Here is a 23171-nt window from a genome sequence, read left to right on the forward strand (position 1 = left end):
AACAGAATGTAGGCGCACCAGTGCGGTATGCTAGCCGGCAAAGCCAAAGGCGCGCAGCCCGTCGAGCACGAATTGCACCGATAGCGCCGCCAGCAGCATCCCCAGGAGACGGGTGACAACGGTGATGCCGGTCTTGCCCAGCAGCCGCTCGAACAGGCCGGAAAACAGGCACATCACCAGCAGGATTGCCAGCACCGCAATGACCACGCCCATGACCATGGCAAAGCCTGCGAAACCCGGCTGCTGGCCGGTCAGCAGGATCACGGTCGCGATGGAGCCGGGGCCTGCCATCAGCGGGATTGCCAGCGGAAAGACGGAGGGGTCGTCGAAGTCATCTTCCTCGCTGCGGTCTTCGCGCCGTTTGTTGCGGCGCTCGAACAGCATGTCGAGTGCCGTCAGGAACAGCAGCGCGCCGCCGGCCACACGGAAAGCGGGCATGGAGATGCCGATGAAGCCCAGCACCGCTTCGCCCAGGGCGGCGAAGATTGCCAGCAGGACCGCGGCAGTGACCGTCGCCCGCAGCGCGATGGAGCGGCGGCGGGCAGAGGGCATGCCCTGAGTCAGGGCAATGAAAACCGGCGTCAGGCCGATCGGGTCGACAATGACGAACAGGGTGACGAAAGAGGTGATCAGAAATGCGGTGTCGATCATTGCGCCTCGGCCTGCTCCAGTTTCTCCAGCGCGTCCATCCACAGGCCTTCAGCCCGTTCCAGCGCCTCGATGCACTCAGCGTGCTTTTTCTGCCAGACCGCCATATCCGCCGCCTTGCCCGGTTCGTACAGGCTAGGGTCGGCGAGTTTTTCGTCAAGCTTTTCACGCATTTCGCTGAGCTTTTCCACCCGCGCCTCGGACTTGCGGACCTCGGAGCGCAGGGCGATCAGCACATCGCGGGAGGCCCGTTTGGGTTTGGCTTGCTTTGGCGCCTCGGCTTTGGCGGCGGGTTTCTCCCGCGCCAGCAGCAGCGCGCGGTAGCTCTCCAGGTCGCCGTCATAGGGTTTGACAGTGCCGTCCGAGACCAGCCACAGCCGGTCTGCCACCAGACTCAGCAGATGCATGTCGTGGCTGACCAGGATCACTGCGCCGGAGTAGGCGGTGAGCGCCTCCACCAGCGCCTCGCGGCTTTCGATGTCCAGGTGGTTGGTCGGTTCGTCGAGGATCAGCATATGCGGTGCGTCGATGGTTGCGATCAGCAGGCTGAGCCGCGCCTTCTGGCCGCCGGACAGCCGCCCGACTTCGGTCTCGGCCTGTGCGGCACCCAGGCCGAAGCCTGCCAGCCGCGCACGCCACTTTGCCGGTGCCTCATCGGGACGCAGGCGGCGCAGGTGATCGAGCGGGGTTTCATCGACATACAGTTCATCCACCTGATGCTGTGCGAAGTAGCCGATGCGCAACTTTGAAGACCGGGTCATCTTGCCTGCCATCAGCGGCAGCCGGTCGGCCAGCAGCTTTGACAGCGTCGACTTGCCCTGGCCGTTCTTGCCCAACAGCGCGATGCGGTCGTCCTGGTCGATGCGCAGGTTCAGCCGTTTCAGGATTTCCGTATCGCCATAGCCGGTGATGCCGCCCTCGATATGGATGATCGGCGGGGACATTTCCTCCGGCTCCGGGAAGGTGAAGGCGCGCAGCGCCGCCTCCTGCGGCGTGGTGATCGGCTTCATCTTGGCGATCATCTTGAGGCGGGCCTGCGCCTGTTTCGCCTTGGTTGCCTTGGCGCGGAACCGGTCGACGAAGCTTTGCAGATGGGCGCGGCGGGCTTCCTGTTTCTTGGCTTCGGACTGGGCGGCAAGAATCCGGGCGGCGCGGGTCTCGGCAAAGGTGTCGTAGTTGCCCTGGTAGAGGCTGAGCTTCTTGTCCTCCAGGTGCAGGATCGCGCCCACCGCCCGGTTCAGCAGGCCCCGGTCATGGCTGACGATCAGCACCGTATGCGGGTATTTCGCCAGGTAGCTTTCCAGCCACAGCGCGCCCTCGAGGTCGAGGTAGTTGGTCGGCTCGTCCAGCAGCAGCAGGTCAGGCTGGGCAAACAGCACCGCGGCCAGCGCCACCCGCATCCGCCAGCCGCCGGAGAAGTCCGAGCAGGGGCGTTTCTGGTCGGCGTCGTCAAAGCCCAGGCCCTTGAGGATCGAGGCAGCGCGCGCCTCCGCCGACCAGGCGTCGATATCTGACAATCGCGTCTGGATCTCGGCAATCCGCGCCGGGTCGGTGGCGCTGTCAGCTTCGGCCAGCAGGGCGGCACGCTCGGTATCGGCGGCCAGCACCGTGTCGGTCAACGAGACGTTGGAGGAGGGCACTTCCTGCGCGACACCGCCGATGCGCGCCTTGGAGGGCAGGGAAATGCTGCCGGTTTCCAGCGCCAGCTCGCCCCGGATCAGCCGGAACAGGGTGGTCTTGCCGGTGCCGTTGCGCCCGACCAGGCCAACCTTGTGGCCGGTGGGAATGGTGGCAGAGGCGCCTTCGATCAGCGGGCGGCCTTCGACCGAATAGGTGATGTCCTGAATGCGTAACATGATCAGCGGTGTGGCGCAGGTGCCGGAGGCTGTCAATCGGCCTGCCGCCTTCCTCTTGCTGAAAATATCCACGCCGGAGGCACGCGCGCTTGCGCGCAGTCTGAAAACGTCTTCCCAAGCGCGTTCAGCCATGTTACGCGGCGCGCGGAGTTTCCGGCCCGGGGATACGCCCCGCGGCCCATCAATCAGGAGAATGCCAAATGGCTCTGGAACGCACTTTCTCGATCATCAAGCCCGATGCAACCCGCCGCAACCTGACCGGCAAGATCAATGCCAAGTTTGAAGAAGCCGGCCTGCGCATCGTGGCGCAGAAGCGCATCCACATGACCAAGGAGCAGGCAGGCAAGTTCTACGAAGTGCACGCCGAGCGTCCGTTCTACGACGAACTGTGCGAATTCATGTCCTCCGCTCCGGTGGTTGTGCAGGTGCTGGAAGGCGAAAACGCCATTGCCAAGAACCGCGAAGTGATGGGCGCCACCAACCCGGCCGACGCAGCCCCCGGCACCATCCGCGCCGAGTTCGCTGAATCGGTTGGCGAAAACTCCGTGCACGGTTCCGACGCGCCGGAAACCGCAGCCGTGGAAATCGCCTACTTCTTCTCCGGCATCGAGCTGGTCGGCTGATCCTCCGGATCACCGTTTGACATCGGAAGGGGCTGCAGCTTCAGGCTTGCAGCCCCTTTTTTCATGGGTCGAGGTAGCGGTTCAGCGGGTGCTGCCGTATCGCGGGCTGATCCTGCGGCGGCGCGGGCCTGGTTTCCAAGTAAGACAGCGAGCGCCCCAGTTCGCGCGGTGCGGTCAGCTTTGAAAACGCCCGGCGCCCAAGGCGCTTGGGCAGCGGCTCACCCTTTGAGGCGGTTTCCTCCAGGTGGCGGCGGAGCAGGTCTGTGTTGCGGGTGTTTGACTTCCAGGCCATGTCGAACAGGTCGCCCACCAGGGGCACGGAGCCGATCAGGGCGTCGATACCGGTGTTCGCCGCCATCCGGGCGAGGGTGCCGGCAGAGGCGCCCATCTGGTAGCCCGAGTACAGGATGTATCCGGCGGGGGCCAGCGCCAGGGCGTCCCCGATGCCGGGAACCAGGCCGGCGATGCTGTCCCAACCAACCCGCAGGCCGAGGCCCGGAATTCGGAACGCCCGGTCCATCCGCTGTGCCAGGCGCTCAAGCGATTGCAGTTTTTCTTCGTGATACTGCGGCAGATCAGGCATGGCTGGGTGTCCGCGCAATGACCCAGACCGCGTGCACGATGCCGGGGATGTAACCCAGGATGGTCAGCAGAATGTTCAGCCAGAAGTGCTTGCCCAGGCCGACCTGGAGAAAGACGCCAAGCGGCGGCAGCAGCACTGCGAAGATGATACGGATCAGGTCCATGCCGGAACTCCCTCTGTTGCTCTCATTCCTGAAGAGTTAACGGCTGAACCCCGGAAAAGTTGCACAGGAGCCGGTGCGGCAGGTCTGGTTCGCAGCTGGCGCGGCCTAAAGCGGTTTCAGGTCGGAAGGCGCGGCGCGGACGCCGATGGCGTCCAGCTCTGCCAGCAGTTTCGAGCTGTGCTGCGGCCGGGCTTCGGCCTTGATCGCATCAAAGCGTTTGCGCAACTCCTCCTTTTCCTTGCCCTTGCAATCGTTCCAGGGGCGGCCTTGCAGCGCCATCACCAGAACGTAATAGCCGATGAAATGCGGCCGGGTGCCGGATTGCAGCAGCCGGGCATAGGCCGCATCGGGACCGATGGCGCGCAGCTCCTCAGCCGAGGCGATTCCCGCCCGGTGGCAGGCTTCCTCATAAGCGGGACCAAGGTTGCGGATGGAGGAAATGGCTGTGTTCATGGTTTGTTTCTATCCGGTGAGAGCCTGGTTGTCACGCCTGAAACTGCCATGTTCGTTAACCGCGCAGGCACGGCCTGACGCTGGGTCCTTCGGCGCTTTGCCTGATTGACAGTCGCATTTCCGGCGGAAAGCCTTGCGGGCAGGGAAAGCGGAACCGGCAGGAGGGCGGAGATGAGGGAAAGCCAGCAAGCACCTGTGAATGTGGAGGGTTTTGATCTGTCGAACCCGCCAGCCGGATTTGCGGAGGATCCGTTTCCCTTTTACGACGCCTTGCTGCGCGACGCTCCGGTGCTGCCGCAGCCGGATGGGTCGCTGCTGATTTGCCGTCATGCCGATCTGGACCGGATATACCGCGATACCACGCTGTTTTCCTCGGATAAGAAGAAGGTGTTTGGTCCTAAATACGGCGCGGGCTCGCCGCTGTTTGAGCATCACACCACCTCCCTTGTGTTTTCCGATCCGCCGCTTCATACGCGGGTGCGCAAGATCATGACCTCGGCCCTGACCCCGCGGGCCATTGCCAAGATGGAGCCGGGGCTGATCGCCACGGTGGATCATTTGCTGGGCGAGATGGCGGGCAGGGATCAGGCGGATCTGATCGAGGACTTTGCCGCCTCCATCCCGATCCAGATCATCGGCAACCTGCTGGATGTGCCGATGGCGGAGCGCGCGCCGCTTCGCGACTGGTCGCTGGCCATCCTGGGTGCGCTGGAGCCTGTGCTGAGTGCGGAGCAGCTGGCGGCGGGTCACCGGGCGGTCGAGGAATTCAAGGAGTACCTTAGCGGTCTGATTGCCCATCGCCGGGCCAGCCCCGGGGATATCGAGACGGATGTGCTGACACGGCTGATCCGCGGGGAGGGGGCAGAGGGCACCCTGAGCGAGATCGAACTGATTCAGAACTGCATCTTCATCCTGAATGCCGGCCATGAGACCACCACCAACCTGATCGGCAACGGGCTGGCGCTGCTGCATGAATATCCGGCGCAGAAGCGGTGGCTGCTGGAGACTCCGGAGCTGATCAAGCCCGCGGTTGAGGAGATGCTGCGGTTCCGCTCCCCCAATCAGCTGGGCAACCGGGAAACCACCGCGGAGGTGGAGATCGGCGGGCACCTTGTTCCGGCAGGAACCAATCTGCATCTGGTGATCGGTGCCGCCAATCGCGACCCGGAGGTGTTTGAAAAACCTGAGGTGTTCGATATTTCCCGAAGCCCGAACCGGCATCTTGCCTTTGCCGGCGGTCCGCATGTCTGCGTCGGGCTGACGCTGGCGCGGCTGGAGGGGAAGATCGCGATCGAGCGGTTCCTGCACCGCTTCCCGGACTACCGGCTGCTGCCTGGGCGGGTGCCGGGCGGGAGGATCCGGTTCAGGGGGTATGCAGCCTTGCCGGCCAGTTTGCGCTGATCACTGGTCCACGGGGCACGGGCCCGGGTCAGAACAGACCGGATTCCTTGGCAGTAAGCGCTGCCTGGGTGCGGTTCTTGGCATCCAGCTTGCGGCACAGGGTGCGCACATGCAGCTTGATGGTCACTTCCTGCAGGTTCAGCTCGCGGGCGATTTCCTTGTTCGACAATCCGCGGCTCAGCCCGTTCAGCACCTCCAGCTCCCGCGGGCTGAGCTTCTGGGCCAGCGGGTGGGTGCTGGCCGCGGCTTCTTCGCGCATCAGGTCGACCGGCACATAGATTTCGCCGGCACTCATGAAGCGGACCGCGTTCAGCAGCGATTGCGCCCCCATCGTCTTGGGGATGAAGCCAATGGCACCGGCATCCAGCGCCTCCTGCGCAGTGCGGGCGGGCGCGCTGCCGGACAGAATGGCCACGCCCTTGCCGCCATTGGCCGCCAGCGCCTTGGCCAGCCCGTCGAGCCCCATCATGCCGGGCATATTGTAGTCGAGCAGTACCAGGTCGAACGGCCCCTCGCCGGAAATCTGCTCGATCGCGCCGGGCAGGTCGGTGGCCAGCGCCACCTCCGCGCCGCCCTCGGATTTGAGGTAGGCGGAGATCGTCTCCCGAACCATATCGTGATCGTCTGCCAGCAAAATTCGCATGATGCCTCTGGACCTGTTCTGCAACTCACGGTCCCAGTCTACAGCCACAAGTGTTTCGAAACTGTCAACCTTGGTTTGCGGGGCTGCGTTAAAAGAGGGCATTTTTTACTGCTCCTGTCAAATCGCCGGCATATGAGTGATACTACCCCGGCAGGGCGAAGGCCGGTAAGCCAACATTAGGGTGCTGGCGCTACGCTTGAGGCTGGGCACCCTATACGGAAGGTCAGGACCCTATCCTCCGGTGCCGGTTTCCGGGCCGCGCCAATGTGGCATGTTTCCGGGTGAATGGATGTTGGCATTAGGAGAGCAGAAAATGAGAGGGATGATGTCACGGGCTGCGGCGCTGGCCGCCATGGTGGTCATGGCCTGCGCAGCTGCAGTGCTGGCGGGCGACGAACCGCAGGTGCTGCTGTCGGTGCGCGTGGACGGCCAGGCAGAGCCTGCGGCGCAGTACACGATCGAGGATCTGCGCGCGCTTGAGCCGGTCACCATCGAGACGGAAACCATCTGGACCACCGGCCCGCAACAGTTCACCGGCGTGCCGCTGGCGGTTCTGGTGCAGCAGATGGGCGTCAGCGGCGGCCACCTGGTGGCGCATGCTGTAAATGATTACTCGGTGGAAATCCCGGTGTCGGACGCGGTTGAGGGCGGGCCGATTGTCGCCTTTGAACGCAATGGCGCGGAAATGCCGCTGCGCAACAAGGGGCCGCTGTGGGTGGTCTACCCCTACGACAGCAACCCGGCCTACCGGACGGAGGAGATTTATTCGCGCAGCATCTGGCAGCTGGACCGGATCGTGATCCGTCAATGACAGCCGGGCAGGGGGATGGCTGCTGATGCTGCACGGGTTTCCATCGGTGCCGCGCTGGGTTCTGGCGCTGGTACTGGCCATCGCCGCGGCGCTGGCGGCGCAATCGGTGCGGCTGGGCCACCAGGTTCTGCACGAGCTGGACGGGCTGTCGACCGCGGCGACCGACAACATGCAGTGGAACCTGTCCCAGGCCGAGGTTGAGCATCTGAAGCTGCAGGCCGCGGTACTGGCCGCCAATACAGCCGCCGACCTGCCCCGGCTGCGGCGCCAGTTCGATATCTACTACAGCCGGATCACCACCTTCCGCGAAAGCCCGCTGTTCGAAGACCTGCGCCGCAGCCGGGCCGGGGCGGGGCTGCTGCAGGCGATGCAGGACCGGCTGGACCGGATGGCGGCGGTGGTGGACAGCGGCGATCAGGCGCTCTTGCACGGCGTGCCGGACCTTGCGGCGGAGCTGGACAGCAACAGCGCTGACGTACGCGAAGTGGCCTTGTTCGGCGTCGTCCTGCAGGTGCACGATTCCAAGGAAAAGCGGCTGAAACTGTTCTCCATCTTGTCCCGGCTGGGCTGGGTGGTTCTGGCCCTGGTGCTGGCGCTGGCATTGGCGGCGCTGCTGCTAGGGCGGCTGTACCGCAAGGGCCGCCAGATGGCGATCGAACGCAGCCGGGCCGCGGCGCGGATGGAGGCAATGATCGCCTCCTCGCTGGATGCGATCCTGGTGGTCGGCGCTGACGGGCGGATCCAGGCATTCAACGGCGCAGCGGAGTCGGTTTTCGGCTACGGCAGAGAGGAAGCGGTCGGCCAGCCGATGGTCAACCTGATCGTGCCGGAGCATCTGCAGGAGGCGCATAGGGCCGGCATGAAACGGTACTTGCAAACCGGCGAGGCGCGGGTTGTAGGCAAGGGCCGGCTGCAGCTGGAGGCGCGGCGCAAGTCCGGCGAACTGTTTCCGGTGGAGCTGTCTGTCTCGGTCAGCCAGTCGGGCACCGACATGGTGTTCGTCAGCTTCCTGCGCGACATCTCCGAGCGGATCGAGGCGGAGGAGGAGCTGCGGCGCGCCCGCGACGACGCGCTGGCAGGCGAGCGGGCCAAGCACAACCTGCTGACGGTGATGAGCCACGAAATGCGCACGCCTCTGACCGGGGTGCTGGGGGCCATCGACTTGATTGAAGGCACCGGGCCGACACAGGAGCAGCGCCGCTATCTGCAGGCCATGCGGGTCTCGGGCGAGCTGCTGCTGCATCACGTCAATGACGTGCTGGAGCTGTCGCGGCTGGAATCCGGGGCCGATTCGGAAAAGCTGCGGATCTTCGATCTGGAAGACCTGGTCAGCGGCCTGGTGGAAAGCCAGCAGGCCAGTGCCAGGGGGCGGGGAATCGACTTGTCGCTGCACTGCAGCCTGGGCGGCAAACCCGTGGTCGCCGGCCGCCCCCGCGCCGTGCAGCAGGTGCTATTGAACCTGATCGGTAACGCCTTGAAATTCACCAGCGAAGGCGCGGTCAGCGTGGATGTGATGCGCCTGCCGGACGGGGAAACTGTGGAATTCAACGTGGCTGACACCGGCCAGGGTATCGCACCGGATGATGTTGACCGGATCTTCGAGGATTTCATTACCCTGGATGCCAGCTATGGCCGGGGCAGCGAGGGGACCGGGCTGGGGTTGTCGATTACCAAGCGGCTGGTGCAGGCGATGGGCGGCACCATCACCTGCGAGAGCGAGCCGGGCGAAGGCAGCCTGTTCACCATTTCCCTGGCCTTGCCTGCGGCGAAAGCGCCGCCGCGCCAGGCCGAACAGGACAGGCCCCGGCACAAGGGAGCCTGCCGGCTGCTGATCGCGGAAGACAATGACATCAACCGCGAGCTGCTGGCCACCATGCTGGGCCAGGAGGGGCATCAGGTCACCGCGGTGCCGGGCGGTGCCGAGGCGGTGCACGCGGCCGGTGAAGGCCGGTTCGACCTGATTCTGATGGACATCAGCATGCCCGAAGTGGACGGGATCGAGGCACTGCGCCGGATCCGCGGCGGGCAGCTGGCCGAGGGCACCGACATCGTGGCGCTGACCGCTCATGCAGCGGCCGAAGATCATACCCGAATTCTGGAGGCCGGCTTCGCCGAGGTGCTGACCAAGCCGGTCAACAAGGCGGAGCTTGCCGATGTGATCGCGCGCCGGGCCGGCCGCGGGGTCAAGGCGCTGCCCAGAAATGAGTCAGACATTCGCCAGTTCTTCGAGGCCTTGGGGCAGGACCGGGCCCGCAGCTTCCTGCTGTCCTTCTGCGACGAGGTGAATCAGTTTCAGGACACGCTGCAGGGCTCTGCGGCGCTGGAGGACCTCCAGCGCAAGGAGGCGCACCGGCTGGCAGGCTCAGCGGCAGTGCTGGGGCTGTCGGATCTGCGCTCGGCAATGCTGGCCATCGAAAAGGCAGAACTGGGAGAAGACCCGCCGCTGGCGCCGTTCCAGCAGGCCTGGGCCAGTGCTGCAATGATCCTGGCGCCGCATCTGCGTTCCTGACGGGGGCCGCTACCCCCGTGTTACGGCGACGGGAAATCTGCCGGGCACCGGAGCAGCGCAGCAGCTCTGACGCACCATCGCGGAAAGCCAAAAGGGGTCAAAGCATCTCTGCTTTGACCCCTGGAAATCTGGCTCCGGCGGTAGGGATCGAACCTACGACCAATTGATTAACAGTCAACTGCTCTACCGCTGAGCTACGCCGGAATGTGAGGCGTCGTATAAGAGTTCCAATCTGTGGCGTCCAGAGGAAAATTGGCCTTATGGGTGATTTTTTTACGCCCGGTTTCCGGCGGGCTGCGCCTGGCGGCTGGAGGCGGAAATCCGGCAGCGGCGGTACCGCAGGCAGGGGTAATGGAGATGCCGGAATTGGCGGTCAAACGGTGCGGACACACCGTCGGGATAGGATGGGCGACACAGGGAGCGCAAGCGGCGCCTGCTGGACGCGTCATACCCTAAGCGGCTGTTTTCAGGTGCTTTTGAGAATGGCTCCGGCGGTAGGGATCGAACCTACGACCAATTGATTAACAGTCAACTGCTCTACCGCTGAGCTACGCCGGAACGGTCTGTGCCGTATAGCGCCCCCCGGATTGGGCGTCCAGAGGGCGGGGGGCATTTTTTGAAAAAAAATCAGCCGCCATGCCGCTCGAATACTGCGGCCGCGGACAGGGCCCCCTGCGGTGCCGCCAGGCCGCGGCCGCTGAGGTCCACGAGATGGGCAAAGACGTTGCGCTCAGCCGCCTTCAGCAGCGCGGGCGGGGTTTCGGTATAGATCTGCTCCGCCAGGGCACGGGCGGTGGCAGGGGCCTCGGCCAGCGCTTGCAGAATCGCGGCCTCGCGCGATTCCCGGTGTGCGATCAGCCAGTCGAGCCGTCCGGCAGGGTCCGTAACCGGCGCGCCGTGTCCGGGGTGAAACACCCGCCATTGGCGCTGGCGCAGGCGGCGGCAGGAGGCCATGAAATCGGTGAGGTCGCCATCCGGCGGCGACACCAGCGAACTGGCCCAGCCCATCACGTGATCCGCGGTGAAGCACGCATCGCCCCAGGCCAGCGCGACATGATTGCCGAGGTGGCCCGGGGTGTGAATCACCTCCAGCTCCCAGCCGTCGCCGCTGATCATCTCACCATCGCCAACGGTGATATCCGGGGCAAACGCCGTATCAATGCCTTCACCACCGCCGGCCAGCCCGCTGGCTGCCAGCCGGGACATCACTTCGCTGCGGCCCGCGTCAGCGCCGCCGAAGGCGAGGACGGGCGCGCCGGTGGCCTGGCTCAGGCCGCGTGCCAGCGGAGAGTGATCCAAGTGGCAGTGGGTCACGATGATGTGGGTGATCCGCTGCCCGGGCTGGACGGCGGCGAGAATCGCCTCCTGATGCGGCGCGGAGTCCGGCCCCGGGTCGATAACCGCCAGGCCGGCAGTGCCGATCAGATAGGTGTTGGTGCCGCGGTAGGTCATCGGCGAGGGGTTCGGCGCCAGAATGCGGCGCAGGCCGGGCTCCAGCTCAACAGCCAGGCCGGGCTGCGGGTTGAAATCATCTGGTGCCTGCATGGTCTTGCCCCGCTGCTGTTTTCCTGCATTGATGCGCCGCCGGACCGTCTTTCCTCTTTTCCTGGCGCCCTATAGGCTTAGCCCATGTCCTTCAATTGGCTCAAACGATATATGCCGCGCAGCCTTTACGCCCGGGCGGCCCTGATCCTGGTGGTGCCGATCGTGGCGCTGCAGATCGTTGTTTCGGTGGTGTTCATCAAGCGGGATCTGGAAGACGTGACGGTGCAGATGACCGCCACTATCCAGCGCGAGTTCGAGCTGCTGCGGCAAGTCGCGGATGAAGCGCCGGACCAGGAGACGGCGCTGACGCAGATGACGCCGTTGCTGCAGCCGCTGAACATGCAGGCGCGCTATCTGGCGCCCGGCGCGCCGCTGCCGGAGGACCAGTTCAGCCTGATCGAATTCTCGGGCCGGGTGGTGCGCGACGAGCTGGCAAAGACCTTGCCGGGGTTCCTGGCCGCGCGATTCCCGGCAGACCGCAGGGCGCTGGTCTATTTCGGCACCGCGCACGGGCTGCTGGAGCTGAGCTTTGACCGCCGCCGCCTGACCGCTGCGGCACCGCATCAGCTGATCGTCACCATGCTGCTGTTCGGTTTCCTGATGATGCTGATCTCCTTTCTTTACATGCGCAACCAGCTGCGTCCGATCAAGCGGCTGGCCAATGCCGCCGAAGCCTTTGGCCGCGGCCGGGTGGTGCCCTATTCGCCCGGCGGAGCGACTGAGGTGCGCGCCGCGGGCAGTGCTTTTCTGGACATGCGGGCCCGGATCGAGCGGCAGATCGAACAGCGCACGCTGATGCTGTCCGGCGTAAGCCACGATCTTCGCACGCCGCTGACCCGGATGAAGCTGGAACTGGCGATGCTGGACGAGGAAGACGCCGCGCCGATGCTGCGCGACGTTGACGAAATGCAGGCGCTGCTGGATGCCTTCCTGGATTTCTCCCGCGGGGCAGCCGTGAGCGAACCGGAACCGGTGGACCCGCACGAACTGGTGCGCAATATCATCCGTGACTGGCAGCGCCAGGAAAACCATGTGTCGCTGGGCGAGATGAGCGGAGCAGGGGAAGTGATGCTGCGGCGCCAGCCGGTGCGGCGGGCCGTGGAGAACCTGATTTCCAATGCCGTGCGCTATGGCACCAAGGCCCGGGTGTCGGTGGCGCTGACGGAGCGGTCCCTGCGCATCCGCGTCGAGGACGACGGGCCCGGCATCCCGCCGGAGCAGCGCGGCGATGCGGTCCGGCCCTTTACCCGGCTGGATCCGGCGCGCAACCAGAACCGGGGCACTGGTGTCGGCCTCGGGCTGGCGATCGTTGCGGATACTGCGCGTGCCCATGGCGGGACGCTGCGGCTGGGGGAAAGCGGCGACCTGGGCGGGCTGAAGGCGGATATCGTCATCGCCCGCTGATCTGGCAGCCGCCTCGGCAATGGTCCGGCTGTCAGGGTGTTGCGCGAAACAGCGCTGCACCGCACGCCGGCTTTCCCTGATTTTCTCATTTTGCCGGTATCACTCTGACCCCGGGGCAGGCTGCCCTTGAGCAAAACCTTGTTTGGAGTTCTCTCATGCCTCAGATCGATCCGTTCACCAGCCATCGCCGCGGCCTGGAAAGCCCGGCCACGCATCACCTGGCCATCACGCCTCAGAACGGGGTGGATCTGCCGGTCCGGCCGCGGGTGCTGCGCGTGCTTGCATCGGGTGACCTCAGCCTGCGTGACGAGGCGGGAACAGTGATTACCTATTCTGTCACGGCCGGGGAGATCATCGGGTTCTCCGCTGTCGGCGTCGAGGCGGACGGCACCACCGCAACCGTTGCAGGGTGGTATTGAGGCTAAGGCTGTTCCAGTGGAGCAATGGCGCGGGTACCCCTTGCCGGAAGCCTTCAGCGCTTGACCGGACAGGACCGCTCTGCGGAGAAAACATTCCGCGCCCGGTCTTGTGGCAGCTGATCTGGTAGGCCCGGCAGGATTCGAACCTGCAACCAAAGCGTTATGAGCGCTCTGCTCTAACCGTTGAGCTACAGGCCCGCCATAGTCCCGTGGTTAGAAAATGGCGGGCAGGAGGTCAAGCGGCGATTGCACCGCACCGACGCGGGCGCGGCCTTCTGCGCCGGGATGCAATCGCTTGTTTCCTTCTGTTTCGCCTTGCGTTAAAGGCTGCCGCAACGTGTTGGAAGGAGCCAAGTGATGACCAGCGGCAAGAACGGCCTGACCTATGCAGATGCAGGTGTGGACATTGATGCGGGCAACGCCCTGGTCGACCGGATCAAGCCGGCCGCCAAGCGCACCAACCGCCCCGGGGTGGCCAGCGGGCTGGGCGGATTTGGCGCTCTGTTCGATCTGAAAGCCGCCGGTTACAACGACCCGATCCTGGTGGGGGCCACCGATGGCGTCGGCACCAAGCTGCGGATCGCCATCGACACCGGTGTGGTGGATGGAGTCGGCATCGACCTGGTGGCGATGTGTGTGAACGACCTGGTCTGCCAGGGTGCTGAGCCGCTGTTCTTCCTCGACTATTTTGCCACCGGCAAACTGGAAACCGACGTCGCTGCCCGCATCATCGAGGGCATCGCCGAGGGCTGCGTGCGCTCGGGCTGTGCGCTGATCGGCGGTGAGACCGCGGAAATGCCGGGCATGTACCCCGAGGGCGATTTTGACCTCGCAGGCTTTGCCGTCGGCGCGATGGAGCGCGGCTCCGCGCTGCCCGAGGGCGTGGCGGAAGGCGACGTGCTGCTGGGGCTCGCCTCCGACGGCGTGCACTCCAACGGCTACTCGCTGGTGCGCAAGCTGGTCGAGGTCTCGGGCCTGGGCTGGGATGCGGATTGCCCGTTCGGCGAAGGCTCCCTGGGGGAGGCGCTGCTGACCCCGACGCGCCTGTACGTCAAACAGTGCCTGGCGGCGGTCCGGGCCGGGGGCGTGCATGCGCTGGCCCACATCACCGGCGGCGGCCTGACCGAGAACCTGCCTCGCGTGCTGCCCGAGGATCTGGGCGCCGACATCGACCTGAACGCCTGGGAACTGCCGCCTGTGTTCAAGTGGATGGCAGCCACCGGCGGCATTGCCGAAGCGGAAATGCTGAAGACTTTCAACTGCGGCATCGGCATGATCCTGTCGGTCTCTGCCGATCGCGCTGATGCGCTGACCGAAGTGCTGGAAGCCGAGGGCGAGACCGTTTCCCGCCTGGGCACTGTCACCGCAGGCGCCGGCATGCGCTACGCGGGCAAGCTGCTGTGAGCCACAAGAAGGTCGCGATCCTGATTTCCGGCGGCGGCTCCAACATGGTGTCGCTGCTGGAGAGCATGACCGGGGACCATCCGGCGCGGCCCTGCCTGGTTCTTTCCAACAATGCCGATGCCGGCGGGCTGGCCAAGGCTGCCGCCGCGGGCGTGGCCACCGCCGTGGTGGATCACCGCCCCTTCAAGGGCGACCGGGAGGCGTTTGAGGCCGAGCTGGTCAAACCCATTTTCGAAGCGGGCGCCGATATCGTCTGTCTGGCTGGTTTCATGCGGGTTCTGACCGCGGGATTCGTCTCGCAGTTTGAGGGCCGGATGCTGAACATCCACCCGTCTCTGCTGCCGAAGTACAAGGGCCTGCACACCCATGCGCGGGCGCTGGAGGCCGGGGACGCCGAGCATGGCTGCACCGTGCATGAGGTGACGCCGCGCCTGGACGACGGCCCGGTTCTGGGCCAGGCCCGGGTGCCGGTCCTGCCCGGCGACACGCCGGACGATTTGGCAGCGCGTGTGCTGGTGCAGGAGCATAAGCTGTACCCGGCGGTGCTGCGCCGCTTTGCGGCTGGCGACAAAACCCCTGTGCAGCTGCCCTAGCGTGTCGGCTGCGCTGCCGCGCTGTTGCCGTGCCAGTCTTGCGGATTCTCCTGCGCGGGCGGGGCCATCAGCGCGGGAAGGCCGAGCAGCACCAGCAGCGCAACAGCAGCCAGCAGTGGAATCATCCCGCGATACGGCGTGATCCCGGTGGTTTGTGCGGGGGAAAGGTCGAATACCGTCATCATCCATTCTCCTGTTAGCGATGCAAGACCAATCTAGGGAGTGCCTTTGCATCATGAAAATGAATGTTTGATGCGGCTGTCATCACAATTCGTGAAATAATGCGGTACTGCTGCGCCAGTGGCGCCGCCGCCTGCAGCAGAATTCCACGGCGGCCGCGGCACCTGTTTGCATTGCCCGGGACAAGCGCGTATCACGGCCCGGCCCACTTGAGATTGAAAAGCGGTAATTGATGAAAACCCTGACCACCACCGAAGAGCTGCAGGCCTTTTGCGATGCCGCTGCACAACATCCCTATGTCACGGTGGATACCGAGTTTCTGCGCGAGCGGACCTATTATTCCAAGCTCTGCCTGATCCAGCTGGCCTTTGCCGGCGATGGTGAAAACGACGCGGTGCTGGTGGACCCGCTGGCCGATGGGCTCTCTCTGGAGCCGCTTTACGCGCTGTTCCGCGATGAAAATGTGGTCAAGGTGTTCCATGCCGCGCGTCAGGATCTGGAGATCTTCTGGGTCGAGGCCAGCGTCTTTCCCAAACCGCTGTTTGACACCCAGGTGGCGGCGATGGTCTGCGGCTTTGGCGAGCAGGCGGGCTATGAAACCCTGGTGCGCAAGATCGTCAAGCAGGGGCTGGACAAGACCTCGCGCTTTACCGATTGGTCGCGCCGCCCGCTGAGCGAGGCTCAGAAGACCTATGCGCTGGCGGATGTGACCCATCTGCGCAAGATCTATGAATTCCTGGCAGCCGAGCTGGAAAAGAGCGGCCGCTCCCACTGGGTGGCGGAAGAGCTGCAGGTGCTGACCGATCCGGCAACCTATGACATCCAGCCGCAAGAGGCCTGGAAGCGGGTGAAGACCCGCACCAACTCCGGCAAGTTCCTGGCGGTCGTCCGTGAGCTGGCGGCGTTCCGCGAAACTTATGCGCAGTCCAACAACGTGCCGCGCAACCGGGTGTTCAAGGATGACGCGCTGGTGGAGCTGGCCTCGACCAAGCCGCGCACCGCAGCGGAGCTGGGCGGCTCCCGTCTGCTGCTGCGCGAAGCCCGCAAGGGCGCGATTGCCGAGGGGATCCTGGAAGCGGTGGCCAAGGGCGCCAGCTGCCCGCCGGAGAAATTCCCCCGCCTGGACCGCAGCAAGGAAAAGCTGCAGGTGAACCCGGCTCTGGCGGATCTGCTGCGGGTGCTGCTGAAAGCAAAGACCGAGGCCGAAGGCGTAGCGGCCAAGCTGATCGCGCCGAGCGCCGATCTGGATGCCATTGCCGCGGGCCTGCGCGATGTGCCGGCCCTTAGCGGCTGGCGCCGTGAAGTGTTCGGCGCCGATGCCCTGCGGCTGTGCGAAGGCAAGATCGGTCTCGCCGCCAAGGGCCAGGCGGTGCAGGTGGTGGAGCTTTAAGCCAGCACTCCGCGTCTTCGAAGGTGCTGCCTTACCCGCCGGAAACCGGCGCGGTTTCCGGCCCGGAAAAATCGATTTTTCCGGGCCGTTTTCATCGCATGAAAACGGCTGCGGGTTTGGCTGCAGAGACAAAAACGCCCGCAGCAGCGGGCGCTTCATCTACTTTCGGAGTATGAGGTCAGCGGCGGCGGCTTTCCCGAGCGTTCTCCGCGCCGTTCACACGGACAAGGCTGATGGCCTCAAGATCCTGCTTTGACAGCGTGCGGGCCGCGTGCAGGGTGCGGCTGAAGTCGCTGCCGGCGGCGGTTGCCTCCTCCGGGTAGGTCACCCGGAAATCATAGGCCAGAACGCCGTCCTCTGCCGTCTCTGCCTTGCGCAGCTCGACATCATACGCACCCTGGCGCGCGGCAATGCCGGACGCGTGGATGATCGCCCCGGAGGCGGTGCGCTCGATCTGCAGCCCGGTGACCTGGCTGATCAGGACGCTTTTGTCCTCTGGCGGCTTCTTGGCGAAAATGCCGCGCGCGTTGCTTTCCTGCGGCAGCAGCGGGTTGGTGCCTTCCGGCACCGGCGCTTCTGCAGGGGCGGACCTGCCGAACCAGTTGGACGGGTTGACCCGCGAGTCCTTCCAGCCGCCGCAGCCGGCCAGCACCAGCGCTGAGGCCAATGTAAGAGCCAATGGTTTGTGCATCTGTCCCCGCCCATTCAAAATGTCTTTGCAAGGGATTACCCGATTGGCCGAAGCTTGAAAAGCGGTTGAAATGGGGCGGGCAGGGGCTTAGGTGCTGATCAGCCCCGGAATGCGGATTTTGAGGATAGACGGACGATGGCCACAGCCGCCTTTGAAGAGATCGTGGAGGACTTCGAGTTCATGGAGGACTGGGAGGACCGCTACCGCCATGTGATCGATCTGGGCAAGTCGATGGAGCCGCTGGACGACGCGCTGAAGGTGCCCGCCACCAAGGTTGACGGCTGCGCCAGCCAGGTCTGGCTGCATGCCACGGTCGAGGGCGGGGTGTTCCGGTTCGACGGCGACAGCGACGCGATGATCGTGCGCGGGCTGATTGCGGTGCTGCGCTGCCTGTACAACGGTCTGCCCCTGCAGCAGGTGGCATCGGTGGACGCCAAGGCCGAGCTGGGGCGGCTGGAGCTGAATGAGCACCTGTCCTCGCAGCGCTCCAACGGCTTGAGGGCGATGATCGAGCGGATCCGCGAAACCGCGATGGCGCAGGCCTGAGCAGCGCGGGCGAGGGGCCGGCCCCTCGCGCTCCCCGGAGTATTTTTGGAAAGATGAAGGGCCTACTTGGCCCAGCGGGAAATGGCGGTTTCCAGATCGCCGTATCCGGTGTGGCGGTGCTCGAACGCCAGCCCCATGCGGTCTGCGCATTCGCGGGCCTTTTCCACCAGCCTGGTGTCGCTGATCTGCGACTGGTAGACCAGCTTGGTGTAATTGCCGAACACCATGTCCCGCAGCTCCGGGTTCTTGTCGAGCCCCATCGGGCGCCAGACGAAGGCGTCGAACTGTTTGACCAGGAAGTCAGTCAGGTAGAAGGCGGTGATTTCGCCCTCATCGGCGTGCTTGGCAAAGGTGTCGTTGCCCTCGAAGAACGAGTAGCAATGCGGGCCCGCCACCATTTCCACGCCGAGTTCGGCGCATTTGCGCTCCAGCGCGCCGCCGGTGCCGCAGTCGGCATAGACCACATAGATCTTGTCATAGACCGCTGAATGCTTGGCCACGGCGCCATCGACAGCTTCGGTGATCTGCTCCGGATACAGGTGCAGCTTGGCGGGCAGGCAGGTGAGGTCGATGTGCTCGAGCCCGTTTTTCTCCTTGATATCAAGGATCTCGCGCGCAAGCGCGCCGCAGGCGATCAGCAGGATGCGGCCGGTCTTTTTCTCAGGGGCAGCCAGGCCCTGTTCGGTGAGGGAGCTTTCCTCAAGCGTCCGCCCGGTGGGTGGGCGGAAGGCAGCCCGCTCGGTCAAGCGGGCTGCGCGTCCTTTGCGTGCCAAATCAGGCGCTCATCGAGTTGTGCTTGCGCGCAACGAAGTCCTTGGCCATTTCCACGGCCACGGCTGCGTCACGGCAATAGCCGTCGGCGCCGATTGCCTTGCCGAACTCCTCGTTCAGCGGCGCGCCGCCAACCAGCACGATATAGTCATCGCGCAGGCCCTGCTCGACCATGGTGTCGATCACCACTTTCATGTAGGGCATGGTGGTGGTCAGCAGAGCGGACATGCCAAGGATGTCCGGCTTGTGCTCTTCCATGGCTTCCAGGTAGTTCTCGACCGGGTTGTTGATGCCGATGTCGACGACCTCAAAACCGGCGCCTTCCATCATCATGGAAACCAGGTTCTTGCCGATGTCGTGGATATCGCCCTTGACGGTGCCGATCACCATGGAGCCAACGCGCGGAGCACCGGTTTCGGCCAGCAGCGGCTTCAGGATGGCCATGCCGCCCTTCATCGCGTTTGCCGCCAGCAGCACTTCCGGAACGAACAGGATGCCGTCGCGGAAGTCGGCGCCGACAACGGTCATGCCGCCCACCAGAGCCTTGGTCAGGATGTCGTAGGGAGTCCAGTTGCGCTCCAGAAGGATGTTCACGCCTTCTTCGATTTCCTCTTTGAGACCATCATAGAGGTCGTCAAACATCTGCTGAACAAGTTCCTCGTCATCGAGTTCCGAGAGGATGATGTCTTCTTCGTCCGACATGCGCCTAATCCTTGCTGACGGGGGGGAGTCCCCGGTGTTGGCCTATTTCAGAAGCTTTTGTGACAGAATGCCGCCCGCGGACTGCATTATTTGCGACATTGCCGCTGTTCTAACCGACGTATAGAGACAATTTCCGTGCAAGAATAATGAAGATTCCGCATGGAAATCTTCGAAATCGCCCATTTGTTCTTTATTTGTTCCGTTTTGGTGGTTATTTTGCGTCCATGCCGCCGACGTTCACGCCAGATCACATGCGCCGCAAAGCGCGCGCCAGCCTCAGCAATGCGGCAGGCCGCTATGACATAGCGCGCGATGCGGTGGATGACGGCTGGTTTCAGGAGGCGCCGGAGGCGGTGATTCCCACCGAGGTGCGGCAGGAGACGGCGCGGTCGCTGATCACCTACAACCGGTCGCCGGACCTGCCGTTCGACCGGTCGATCAACCCCTACCGCGGCTGCGAGCATGAAATATGTGGTGCGTGATCGGATGGACGAACTGTGTTTTTAAGGGTTCTTCGGTTTGGTTGATCTTGCGGGTATTTTGGGGCTGAGATGCTAAAAAGTGTTCATCAAGCCTCCGTTTTGCTTGTCAAACAAGGACTCTCTGTTGGCTTTTTGTCCTCGCATAAATTGCGGGGTCGTAGTTCTTATGAACACGTTCTCTGCGAAGCCTAGCCACATGGAGATCTCTTGGCGTTCGGAAGGAGAACTATGGTCGAGCTCAGGCCAACTGGGACGAGCCTGACCTAAGCGGTCCTGCTCGGGAAATTCACGATACTTGGTGCAGTCCCCGGTGGGGCATTTTTGCGAAAAAGCGACGTTCAGTGGGGGAAAGCAACAAGAAGGCCCTTAAAAATAGGGCTTATCAGACAGTTAGGGGAATGTGCGAAAATCAAAATTATGATTTAAATTCAGCGGCTTGACTGAACTCTTTGGGGTTGGTTAAGTGTCAGGTGCCGGACACTGCCGTCGCGATACATAGCTCCGTTGTACACATTCTTTGCAAATCCCTCCGCATTTGAAACCCTGCGTGCTGGCCATCCTGCAATCTGGGAAAATGGCCACCTGCACGAGCAGGCCTGCCGCTGGTTGAATGAGCAGGTCGTTCCAAGATCAGGGTCGATCAGAACATGGGAAAACAAGGCACGCGCTCTGATCACATGGTTCGAGTGGTGCGAGGCGATCAAGATTGATTGGCGGGACACTGCGACCGATGACCTCGTCGCGTACAGGGACGCGTATCTGTCGGCGGTCTCGCCGCTTATGCGCCCGCAACAAGGCGATCTTGCCGGCAACTTCAGGGTCAATCTGCTGGGAGGGGACTTCGGCGTTCATAGTCTATTCCTTTTCTACCGCACACTCAGGTTTGACCCTCAGTTGGTTTTGACGCCAACGATTGATCTCGCGCTCCCCGCGGATCAGGTCCGGATTTTGGACCAACCGCAGCCTGCGCCGCCGGAGATTGCCCATAAGAATTGTGCAAACCTCGCGGCGGAGCGGCTTGATTGGCGGGCGCATCTACTGGTCCAGGACCGGCTCTGGGCCATTTTTGCGCGGCACGTCGCGCAGCCAGGACCGGACCGCCTTGGCATCGAACTCTCGTTTCTGCACCAGGTCTGCAGCCATGTCCTGCAGCAACTGCTGATGGGGGTACAGCAGCGCGCGCGCGTGATCCTCGGCGTAGTCGAGCCGCTCCTGCAGGCGCTGGCGTTCGCTGGCCGTCAGGCGGGAGGGATCCTGCGGTCCAAACCAGCCGTTGCCGAAGGCCCCTAAACCCAGTTCAAAATCCATCGCCAGGACCATCCGCGCAGCCTGTGCCAAATCGGACGTCGCGCCCCCGCCCGCACCGGCTGAAACAGACCCAAAGATGAGCCGCTCCGCCGCCCGCCCTGCGAGGTGGATATACAGCTGGCATTCAAAGTCTGCCGACAGCCCCGCGTTCGGGGGAACATCCCGCCCAATTGTGCCGCCAGATGGAGACAGGCTGATCCGCGTGATCGTCTCGCCGTAGCTCCACGAGGTGATGGCGTGACCGACTTCATGAATGGCGATGCGGTAAAGCAGGTCGTGGTTCTCCTCTAGCTCCATGACTTGCAGATGGCGGCGCAGAAGCTGCAGATCGAGCGGGCAGCCGCTGTGCCGGGCTTCACTGCGGGCTGAGCGCACCGCGGCGTCAACGTCGGCGGCGGTCTTTCCGATACATTCCCGTGCCAGCTGCTGCAAATCCTCCTCTTGGACCGCGTCCTGCAGCCGCTCAGCAAGGAGGTGCTGCAGCATCGCCATGCTTGGCAACGGCATCTCGATCTTGATGTCAAACCGCCCGGCTCTCAGCACCGCGGGGTCGAGGTGCTGTGGATGGTTGCAGGCACCGACGACCATGATCCCTGCTTCCCGGCTGATGCGGTCCATCTGCTCCAAAAAACCAGCAACCACTTGGCGCCTGTAGCTGGCACTGTTGTCGCCGACGCTGTCGCGGGAACCGATCGCGTCAATCTCATCGATGAAGAGGATACAGGGCGCATTCTTGAGCGCTTCGTCGAAGCTTCTTCGCATCGCGAGCAGCAGGTTGCCCAGATGCCCCTTGGCCTGCCATTCAGCGCAGCTGGTCTCGACGCACTTGACCCCTACGCTCCGGCCCATCGCGCGGGCGAGATGGCTCTTGCCGTTTCCTGGCGCGCCAAAAAGCAGCAAGGAGTGCGGGATCTCATTCCAGGCCACTTCGCCTTCGGCCCACAGGCGCAGGTCTGCAACCAGTTGCCGGGCGGTGTCATAGGACCGGCCAATGCCTGTGATCTCCTCCCTTGGCGCGTGGGCTTCGGGTTCTGGCGGGGCCGGGGTGGTAAGTGCCTGGGACAGGCGCTGTGCCATCTTCTTCGCTGTGGGCGCACGCAGGGCGAAAAAGAGTGCGGGGGTGGAGAGCTCCTGCAACTGGCCGTTCGGGGGCAGCGCGGCGCGGGCGGCGGCTTCATCAATGCGGCCCGTCCGGCTGTGGGTCTGACGCAGCAGGGCGATCAGAAAATCCGCGTCCACCTGCGGCAGTGTCAGCTCGTAACAGTGCTCCGCCACCAGCGGCGCCGGCAGTGCCATCTCATGTGGCAAGCAGATCCACAAAGGCTGGCTGTGCGCCAGGCCTTTGATGATGAGATCCTGCAGTTCATCAAAGTGCCGCAGCTCAATCTCGTCATCGCGGACGCTGGGGACAGCAAGGGTCACGCGCTGAGGCAGCTGCACCTGGCGCCGGGCGTCATAGGCCTGCCAGCCCGGCGGCAGCAGGGCGTGGTTGAGGAGATTTTCCATGTTTGAAAAGCCGCAGGGAGGAATGTTGCGCAGGATCAGCACGGCGCCACGGGCAAGCTGCGCATCCACTGCAGCCGGGGAGCCGAAGGCCGCGGCAATCCGAAGCAGCAGAAACAGCTTGTCTGCCGGCAGGTCTGTGTCCGGCAGCCAGCGGCCCGTGTCGTCACAGGCATATGGGTCGGCGCCTTCCTGCTCCAGCGCTTCCCAAAGATCCGGCGGCAGATGCCGCGCGTCCGGGTGCTCGCTCAGATGCTGCAGCAAAGAATGGGGGTGATCCGGTGCAGGGGGCACAAGGGGCTCCTCGGCGCCAGCACTGTCGTCTGGCGCGTCTTCTTTGAGTGTCTTGCGGCGCGCCAGCTGTAGCTCTCTGTAATAGAGATGATAGCGGCGGGCGCAGTCTTCGGCGAACTGCCACCAATCGGGGCGCGGGGGTTTGGAGAGATCGAGCTGGCTCATGGCAAGCCTCCTGTGAACGGGCAAAAGGGATCGGGCGCCCGGTGAAACCGGGCGGGAAACGTTGGAACTTGAAGGGGAGGGGGC

The 23171-nt window shown here is 64.0% G+C and carries 22 protein-coding genes, 3 tRNA genes and 1 pseudogene; 11 read left to right on the plus strand and 15 right to left on the minus strand.

All coding sequences use genetic code 11. The features are described from left to right. Positions 1 to 30: 30 nt before the first annotated feature. Entirely contained in the window at positions 31 to 651 is a 621-nt protein-coding gene (locus ACFMBG_RS05390) for a MarC family protein (RefSeq protein WP_421053692.1), read from the minus strand. After that, on the minus strand, positions 648 to 2504 hold the full coding sequence (locus ACFMBG_RS05395; protein WP_421053693.1) for an ABC-F family ATP-binding cassette domain-containing protein: 1857 nt from the start codon (positions 2502 to 2504) through the stop codon (positions 648 to 650). Before ACFMBG_RS05395 ends, ACFMBG_RS05390 begins: the two co-directional genes overlap by 4 nt. Before the next feature lie 200 nt (positions 2505 to 2704). Between ACFMBG_RS05395 and ndk the strand changes: the two genes are divergently transcribed. Further along, entirely contained in the window at positions 2705 to 3127 is a 423-nt protein-coding gene (gene ndk, locus ACFMBG_RS05400; protein ID WP_027237357.1) for a nucleoside-diphosphate kinase, read from the plus strand. Between the two features lie 61 nt (positions 3128 to 3188). Here the strand turns inward: ndk and ACFMBG_RS05405 are convergent, their stop codons facing one another. The 3 genes from ACFMBG_RS05405 to ACFMBG_RS05415 form a co-directional block, all read right to left on the minus strand. After that, positions 3189 to 3710 carry a DUF4112 domain-containing protein gene (locus ACFMBG_RS05405; RefSeq protein ID WP_421053694.1) on the minus strand — a complete coding sequence of 174 codons (522 nt, stop codon included), beginning with the start codon at positions 3708 to 3710 and terminating at the stop codon, positions 3189 to 3191. Continuing rightward, complete coding sequence (locus ACFMBG_RS05410) at positions 3703 to 3873, minus strand: YqaE/Pmp3 family membrane protein (RefSeq protein WP_421053695.1); 171 nt, start codon at positions 3871 to 3873, stop codon at positions 3703 to 3705. Before ACFMBG_RS05410 ends, ACFMBG_RS05405 begins: the two co-directional genes overlap by 8 nt. A gap of 105 nt (positions 3874 to 3978) precedes the next feature. After that, a complete protein-coding gene (locus tag ACFMBG_RS05415) occupies positions 3979 to 4326 on the minus strand; it encodes a TfoX/Sxy family protein (RefSeq protein WP_421053696.1) in 348 nt (115 codons plus the stop codon). A 171-nt stretch (positions 4327 to 4497) separates the two neighbouring features. On the opposite strand from ACFMBG_RS05415, the gene ACFMBG_RS05420 reads away from it, so the two are divergent. Further along, positions 4498 to 5727, plus strand: a complete 1230-nt coding sequence (locus ACFMBG_RS05420; RefSeq protein WP_421053697.1) for a cytochrome P450 — start codon at positions 4498 to 4500, stop codon at positions 5725 to 5727. Between the two features lie 28 nt (positions 5728 to 5755). Here ACFMBG_RS05420 and ACFMBG_RS05425 read toward each other — a convergent pair whose 3' ends face one another. Then, positions 5756 to 6370, minus strand: a complete 615-nt coding sequence (locus tag ACFMBG_RS05425; protein WP_421053698.1) for a response regulator — start codon at positions 6368 to 6370, stop codon at positions 5756 to 5758. 322 nt (positions 6371 to 6692) lie between these two features. Here ACFMBG_RS05425 and ACFMBG_RS05430 point away from each other — a divergent pair, with 322 nt between their 5' ends. After that, positions 6693 to 7181, plus strand: coding sequence for a putative pterin-binding protein (locus tag ACFMBG_RS05430; protein WP_476703265.1), 489 nt, complete (start codon positions 6693 to 6695; stop codon positions 7179 to 7181). A gap of 25 nt (positions 7182 to 7206) precedes the next feature. After that, positions 7207 to 9690, plus strand: coding sequence for a hybrid sensor histidine kinase/response regulator (locus ACFMBG_RS05435; RefSeq protein WP_421053700.1), 2484 nt, complete (start codon positions 7207 to 7209; stop codon positions 9688 to 9690). Between the two features lie 129 nt (positions 9691 to 9819). Here the strand turns inward: ACFMBG_RS05435 and ACFMBG_RS05440 are convergent. The 3 genes from ACFMBG_RS05440 to ACFMBG_RS05450 all read right to left on the minus strand — a co-directional run bounded on the left by ACFMBG_RS05440 (position 9820) and on the right by ACFMBG_RS05450 (position 11235). Next, positions 9820 to 9894: transfer RNA gene (locus tag ACFMBG_RS05440), tRNA-Asn, on the minus strand. Positions 9895 to 10173: 279 nt separating this feature from the next. Continuing rightward, positions 10174 to 10248: transfer RNA gene (locus ACFMBG_RS05445), tRNA-Asn, on the minus strand. A gap of 69 nt (positions 10249 to 10317) precedes the next feature. Next, complete coding sequence (locus ACFMBG_RS05450; protein ID WP_421053701.1) at positions 10318 to 11235, minus strand: MBL fold metallo-hydrolase; 918 nt, start codon at positions 11233 to 11235, stop codon at positions 10318 to 10320. 84 nt (positions 11236 to 11319) lie between these two features. Between ACFMBG_RS05450 and ACFMBG_RS05455 the strand changes: the two genes are divergently transcribed. After that, positions 11320 to 12639, plus strand: a complete 1320-nt coding sequence (locus ACFMBG_RS05455; RefSeq protein WP_421053702.1) for an ATP-binding protein — start codon at positions 11320 to 11322, stop codon at positions 12637 to 12639. Between the two features lie 155 nt (positions 12640 to 12794). Then, positions 12795 to 13058: a spike base protein, RCAP_Rcc01079 family gene (locus ACFMBG_RS05460; protein WP_421053703.1), complete on the plus strand. Its 264-nt coding sequence runs from the start codon at positions 12795 to 12797 to the stop codon at positions 13056 to 13058. Positions 13059 to 13180: 122 nt separating this feature from the next. On the opposite strand, the gene ACFMBG_RS05465 is transcribed toward ACFMBG_RS05460, so the two are convergent. After that, a tRNA-Ile gene (locus ACFMBG_RS05465) sits at positions 13181 to 13256 on the minus strand. Positions 13257 to 13415: 159 nt separating this feature from the next. Here ACFMBG_RS05465 and purM point away from each other — a divergent pair. Both purM and purN read left to right on the plus strand, forming a co-directional pair. After that, positions 13416 to 14462 carry a phosphoribosylformylglycinamidine cyclo-ligase gene (gene purM, locus ACFMBG_RS05470; protein WP_421053704.1) on the plus strand — a complete coding sequence of 349 codons (1047 nt, stop codon included), beginning with the start codon at positions 13416 to 13418 and terminating at the stop codon, positions 14460 to 14462. Beyond that, positions 14459 to 15055 (plus strand): phosphoribosylglycinamide formyltransferase, encoded by a 597-nt coding sequence (gene purN, locus ACFMBG_RS05475; RefSeq protein ID WP_421053705.1) that lies wholly within the window; start codon positions 14459 to 14461, stop codon positions 15053 to 15055. The genes purM and purN overlap by 4 nt, the downstream gene beginning before the upstream one ends. On the opposite strand, the gene ACFMBG_RS05480 is transcribed toward purN, so the two are convergent. Next, entirely contained in the window at positions 15052 to 15237 is a 186-nt protein-coding gene (locus tag ACFMBG_RS05480) for a hypothetical protein (RefSeq protein WP_421053706.1), read from the minus strand. The two genes, purN and ACFMBG_RS05480, sit on opposite strands and share 4 nt — an antisense overlap. Positions 15238 to 15467: 230 nt before the next feature. Here ACFMBG_RS05480 and rnd point away from each other — a divergent pair, with 230 nt between their 5' ends. Next, positions 15468 to 16625 (plus strand): ribonuclease D, encoded by a 1158-nt coding sequence (gene rnd / locus ACFMBG_RS05485; protein WP_421053707.1) that lies wholly within the window; start codon positions 15468 to 15470, stop codon positions 16623 to 16625. Between the two features lie 178 nt (positions 16626 to 16803). On the opposite strand, the gene ACFMBG_RS05490 is transcribed toward rnd, so the two are convergent. Beyond that, positions 16804 to 17316 (minus strand): hypothetical protein, encoded by a 513-nt coding sequence (locus tag ACFMBG_RS05490; RefSeq protein ID WP_421053708.1) that lies wholly within the window; start codon positions 17314 to 17316, stop codon positions 16804 to 16806. Positions 17317 to 17451: 135 nt separating this feature from the next. Here ACFMBG_RS05490 and ACFMBG_RS05495 point away from each other — a divergent pair, with 135 nt between their 5' ends. After that, positions 17452 to 17862, plus strand: a complete 411-nt coding sequence (locus tag ACFMBG_RS05495) for a SufE family protein (protein ID WP_421053709.1) — start codon at positions 17452 to 17454, stop codon at positions 17860 to 17862. Between the two features lie 62 nt (positions 17863 to 17924). Here the strand turns inward: ACFMBG_RS05495 and ACFMBG_RS05500 are convergent, their stop codons facing one another. Both ACFMBG_RS05500 and ACFMBG_RS05505 read right to left on the minus strand, forming a co-directional pair. Further along, positions 17925 to 18635, minus strand: a complete 711-nt coding sequence (locus ACFMBG_RS05500; protein ID WP_421053710.1) for a DUF1638 domain-containing protein — start codon at positions 18633 to 18635, stop codon at positions 17925 to 17927. A gap of 1 nt (position 18636) precedes the next feature. After that, positions 18637 to 19335: a corrinoid protein gene (locus ACFMBG_RS05505; RefSeq protein WP_421053711.1), complete on the minus strand. Its 699-nt coding sequence runs from the start codon at positions 19333 to 19335 to the stop codon at positions 18637 to 18639. 251 nt (positions 19336 to 19586) lie between these two features. On the opposite strand from ACFMBG_RS05505, the pseudogene ACFMBG_RS05510 reads away from it, so the two are divergent. Further along, a pseudogene (locus ACFMBG_RS05510) lies at positions 19587 to 19799 on the plus strand (PA0069 family radical SAM protein); the annotation flags it as partial. A 1053-nt stretch (positions 19800 to 20852) separates the two neighbouring features. On the opposite strand, the gene ACFMBG_RS05515 reads toward ACFMBG_RS05510, so the two are convergent. Then, on the minus strand, positions 20853 to 23087 hold the full coding sequence (locus ACFMBG_RS05515; protein ID WP_421053712.1) for an AAA family ATPase: 2235 nt from the start codon (positions 23085 to 23087) through the stop codon (positions 20853 to 20855). Between the last annotated feature and the right edge of the window lie 84 nt (positions 23088 to 23171).

Source organism: Leisingera coralii, assembly GCF_049056525.1.
In the GTDB taxonomy this organism is placed as follows: Bacteria; Pseudomonadota; Alphaproteobacteria; order Rhodobacterales; family Rhodobacteraceae; genus Leisingera; species Leisingera coralii.

Bases quoted from the DNA above. Each gene is read 5' to 3' on its own strand.
- ACFMBG_RS05395 (WP_421053693.1), bottom strand. From the start codon at position 2,504: ATGTTACGCATTCAGGACATCACCTATTCGGTCGAAGGCCGCCCGCTG.
- ACFMBG_RS05435 (WP_421053700.1), top strand. From the start codon at position 7,207: ATGCTGCACGGGTTTCCATCGGTGCCGCGCTGGGTTCTGGCGCTGGTA.
- ACFMBG_RS05415 (WP_421053696.1), bottom strand. From the start codon at position 4,326: ATGAACACAGCCATTTCCTCCATCCGCAACCTTGGTCCCGCTTATGAG.
- rnd (WP_421053707.1), top strand. From the start codon at position 15,468: ATGAAAACCCTGACCACCACCGAAGAGCTGCAGGCCTTTTGCGATGCC.
- ACFMBG_RS05455 (WP_421053702.1), top strand. From the start codon at position 11,320: ATGTCCTTCAATTGGCTCAAACGATATATGCCGCGCAGCCTTTACGCC.
- ACFMBG_RS05390 (WP_421053692.1), bottom strand. From the start codon at position 651: ATGATCGACACCGCATTTCTGATCACCTCTTTCGTCACCCTGTTCGTC.
- ACFMBG_RS05515 (WP_421053712.1), bottom strand. From the start codon at position 23,087: ATGAGCCAGCTCGATCTCTCCAAACCCCCGCGCCCCGATTGGTGGCAG.
- ACFMBG_RS05430 (WP_476703265.1), top strand. From the start codon at position 6,693: ATGATGTCACGGGCTGCGGCGCTGGCCGCCATGGTGGTCATGGCCTGC.
- ACFMBG_RS05505 (WP_421053711.1), bottom strand. From the start codon at position 19,335: ATGTCGGACGAAGAAGACATCATCCTCTCGGAACTCGATGACGAGGAA.
- ACFMBG_RS05410 (WP_421053695.1), bottom strand. From the start codon at position 3,873: ATGGACCTGATCCGTATCATCTTCGCAGTGCTGCTGCCGCCGCTTGGC.
- ACFMBG_RS05450 (WP_421053701.1), bottom strand. From the start codon at position 11,235: ATGCAGGCACCAGATGATTTCAACCCGCAGCCCGGCCTGGCTGTTGAG.
- ACFMBG_RS05495 (WP_421053709.1), top strand. From the start codon at position 17,452: ATGGCCACAGCCGCCTTTGAAGAGATCGTGGAGGACTTCGAGTTCATG.
- ACFMBG_RS05480 (WP_421053706.1), bottom strand. From the start codon at position 15,237: ATGACGGTATTCGACCTTTCCCCCGCACAAACCACCGGGATCACGCCG.
- ACFMBG_RS05405 (WP_421053694.1), bottom strand. From the start codon at position 3,710: ATGCCTGATCTGCCGCAGTATCACGAAGAAAAACTGCAATCGCTTGAG.
- ACFMBG_RS05460 (WP_421053703.1), top strand. From the start codon at position 12,795: ATGCCTCAGATCGATCCGTTCACCAGCCATCGCCGCGGCCTGGAAAGC.
- purM (WP_421053704.1), top strand. From the start codon at position 13,416: ATGACCAGCGGCAAGAACGGCCTGACCTATGCAGATGCAGGTGTGGAC.
- ndk (WP_027237357.1), top strand. From the start codon at position 2,705: ATGGCTCTGGAACGCACTTTCTCGATCATCAAGCCCGATGCAACCCGC.
- ACFMBG_RS05490 (WP_421053708.1), bottom strand. From the start codon at position 17,316: ATGCACAAACCATTGGCTCTTACATTGGCCTCAGCGCTGGTGCTGGCC.
- ACFMBG_RS05420 (WP_421053697.1), top strand. From the start codon at position 4,498: ATGAGGGAAAGCCAGCAAGCACCTGTGAATGTGGAGGGTTTTGATCTG.
- ACFMBG_RS05425 (WP_421053698.1), bottom strand. From the start codon at position 6,370: ATGCGAATTTTGCTGGCAGACGATCACGATATGGTTCGGGAGACGATC.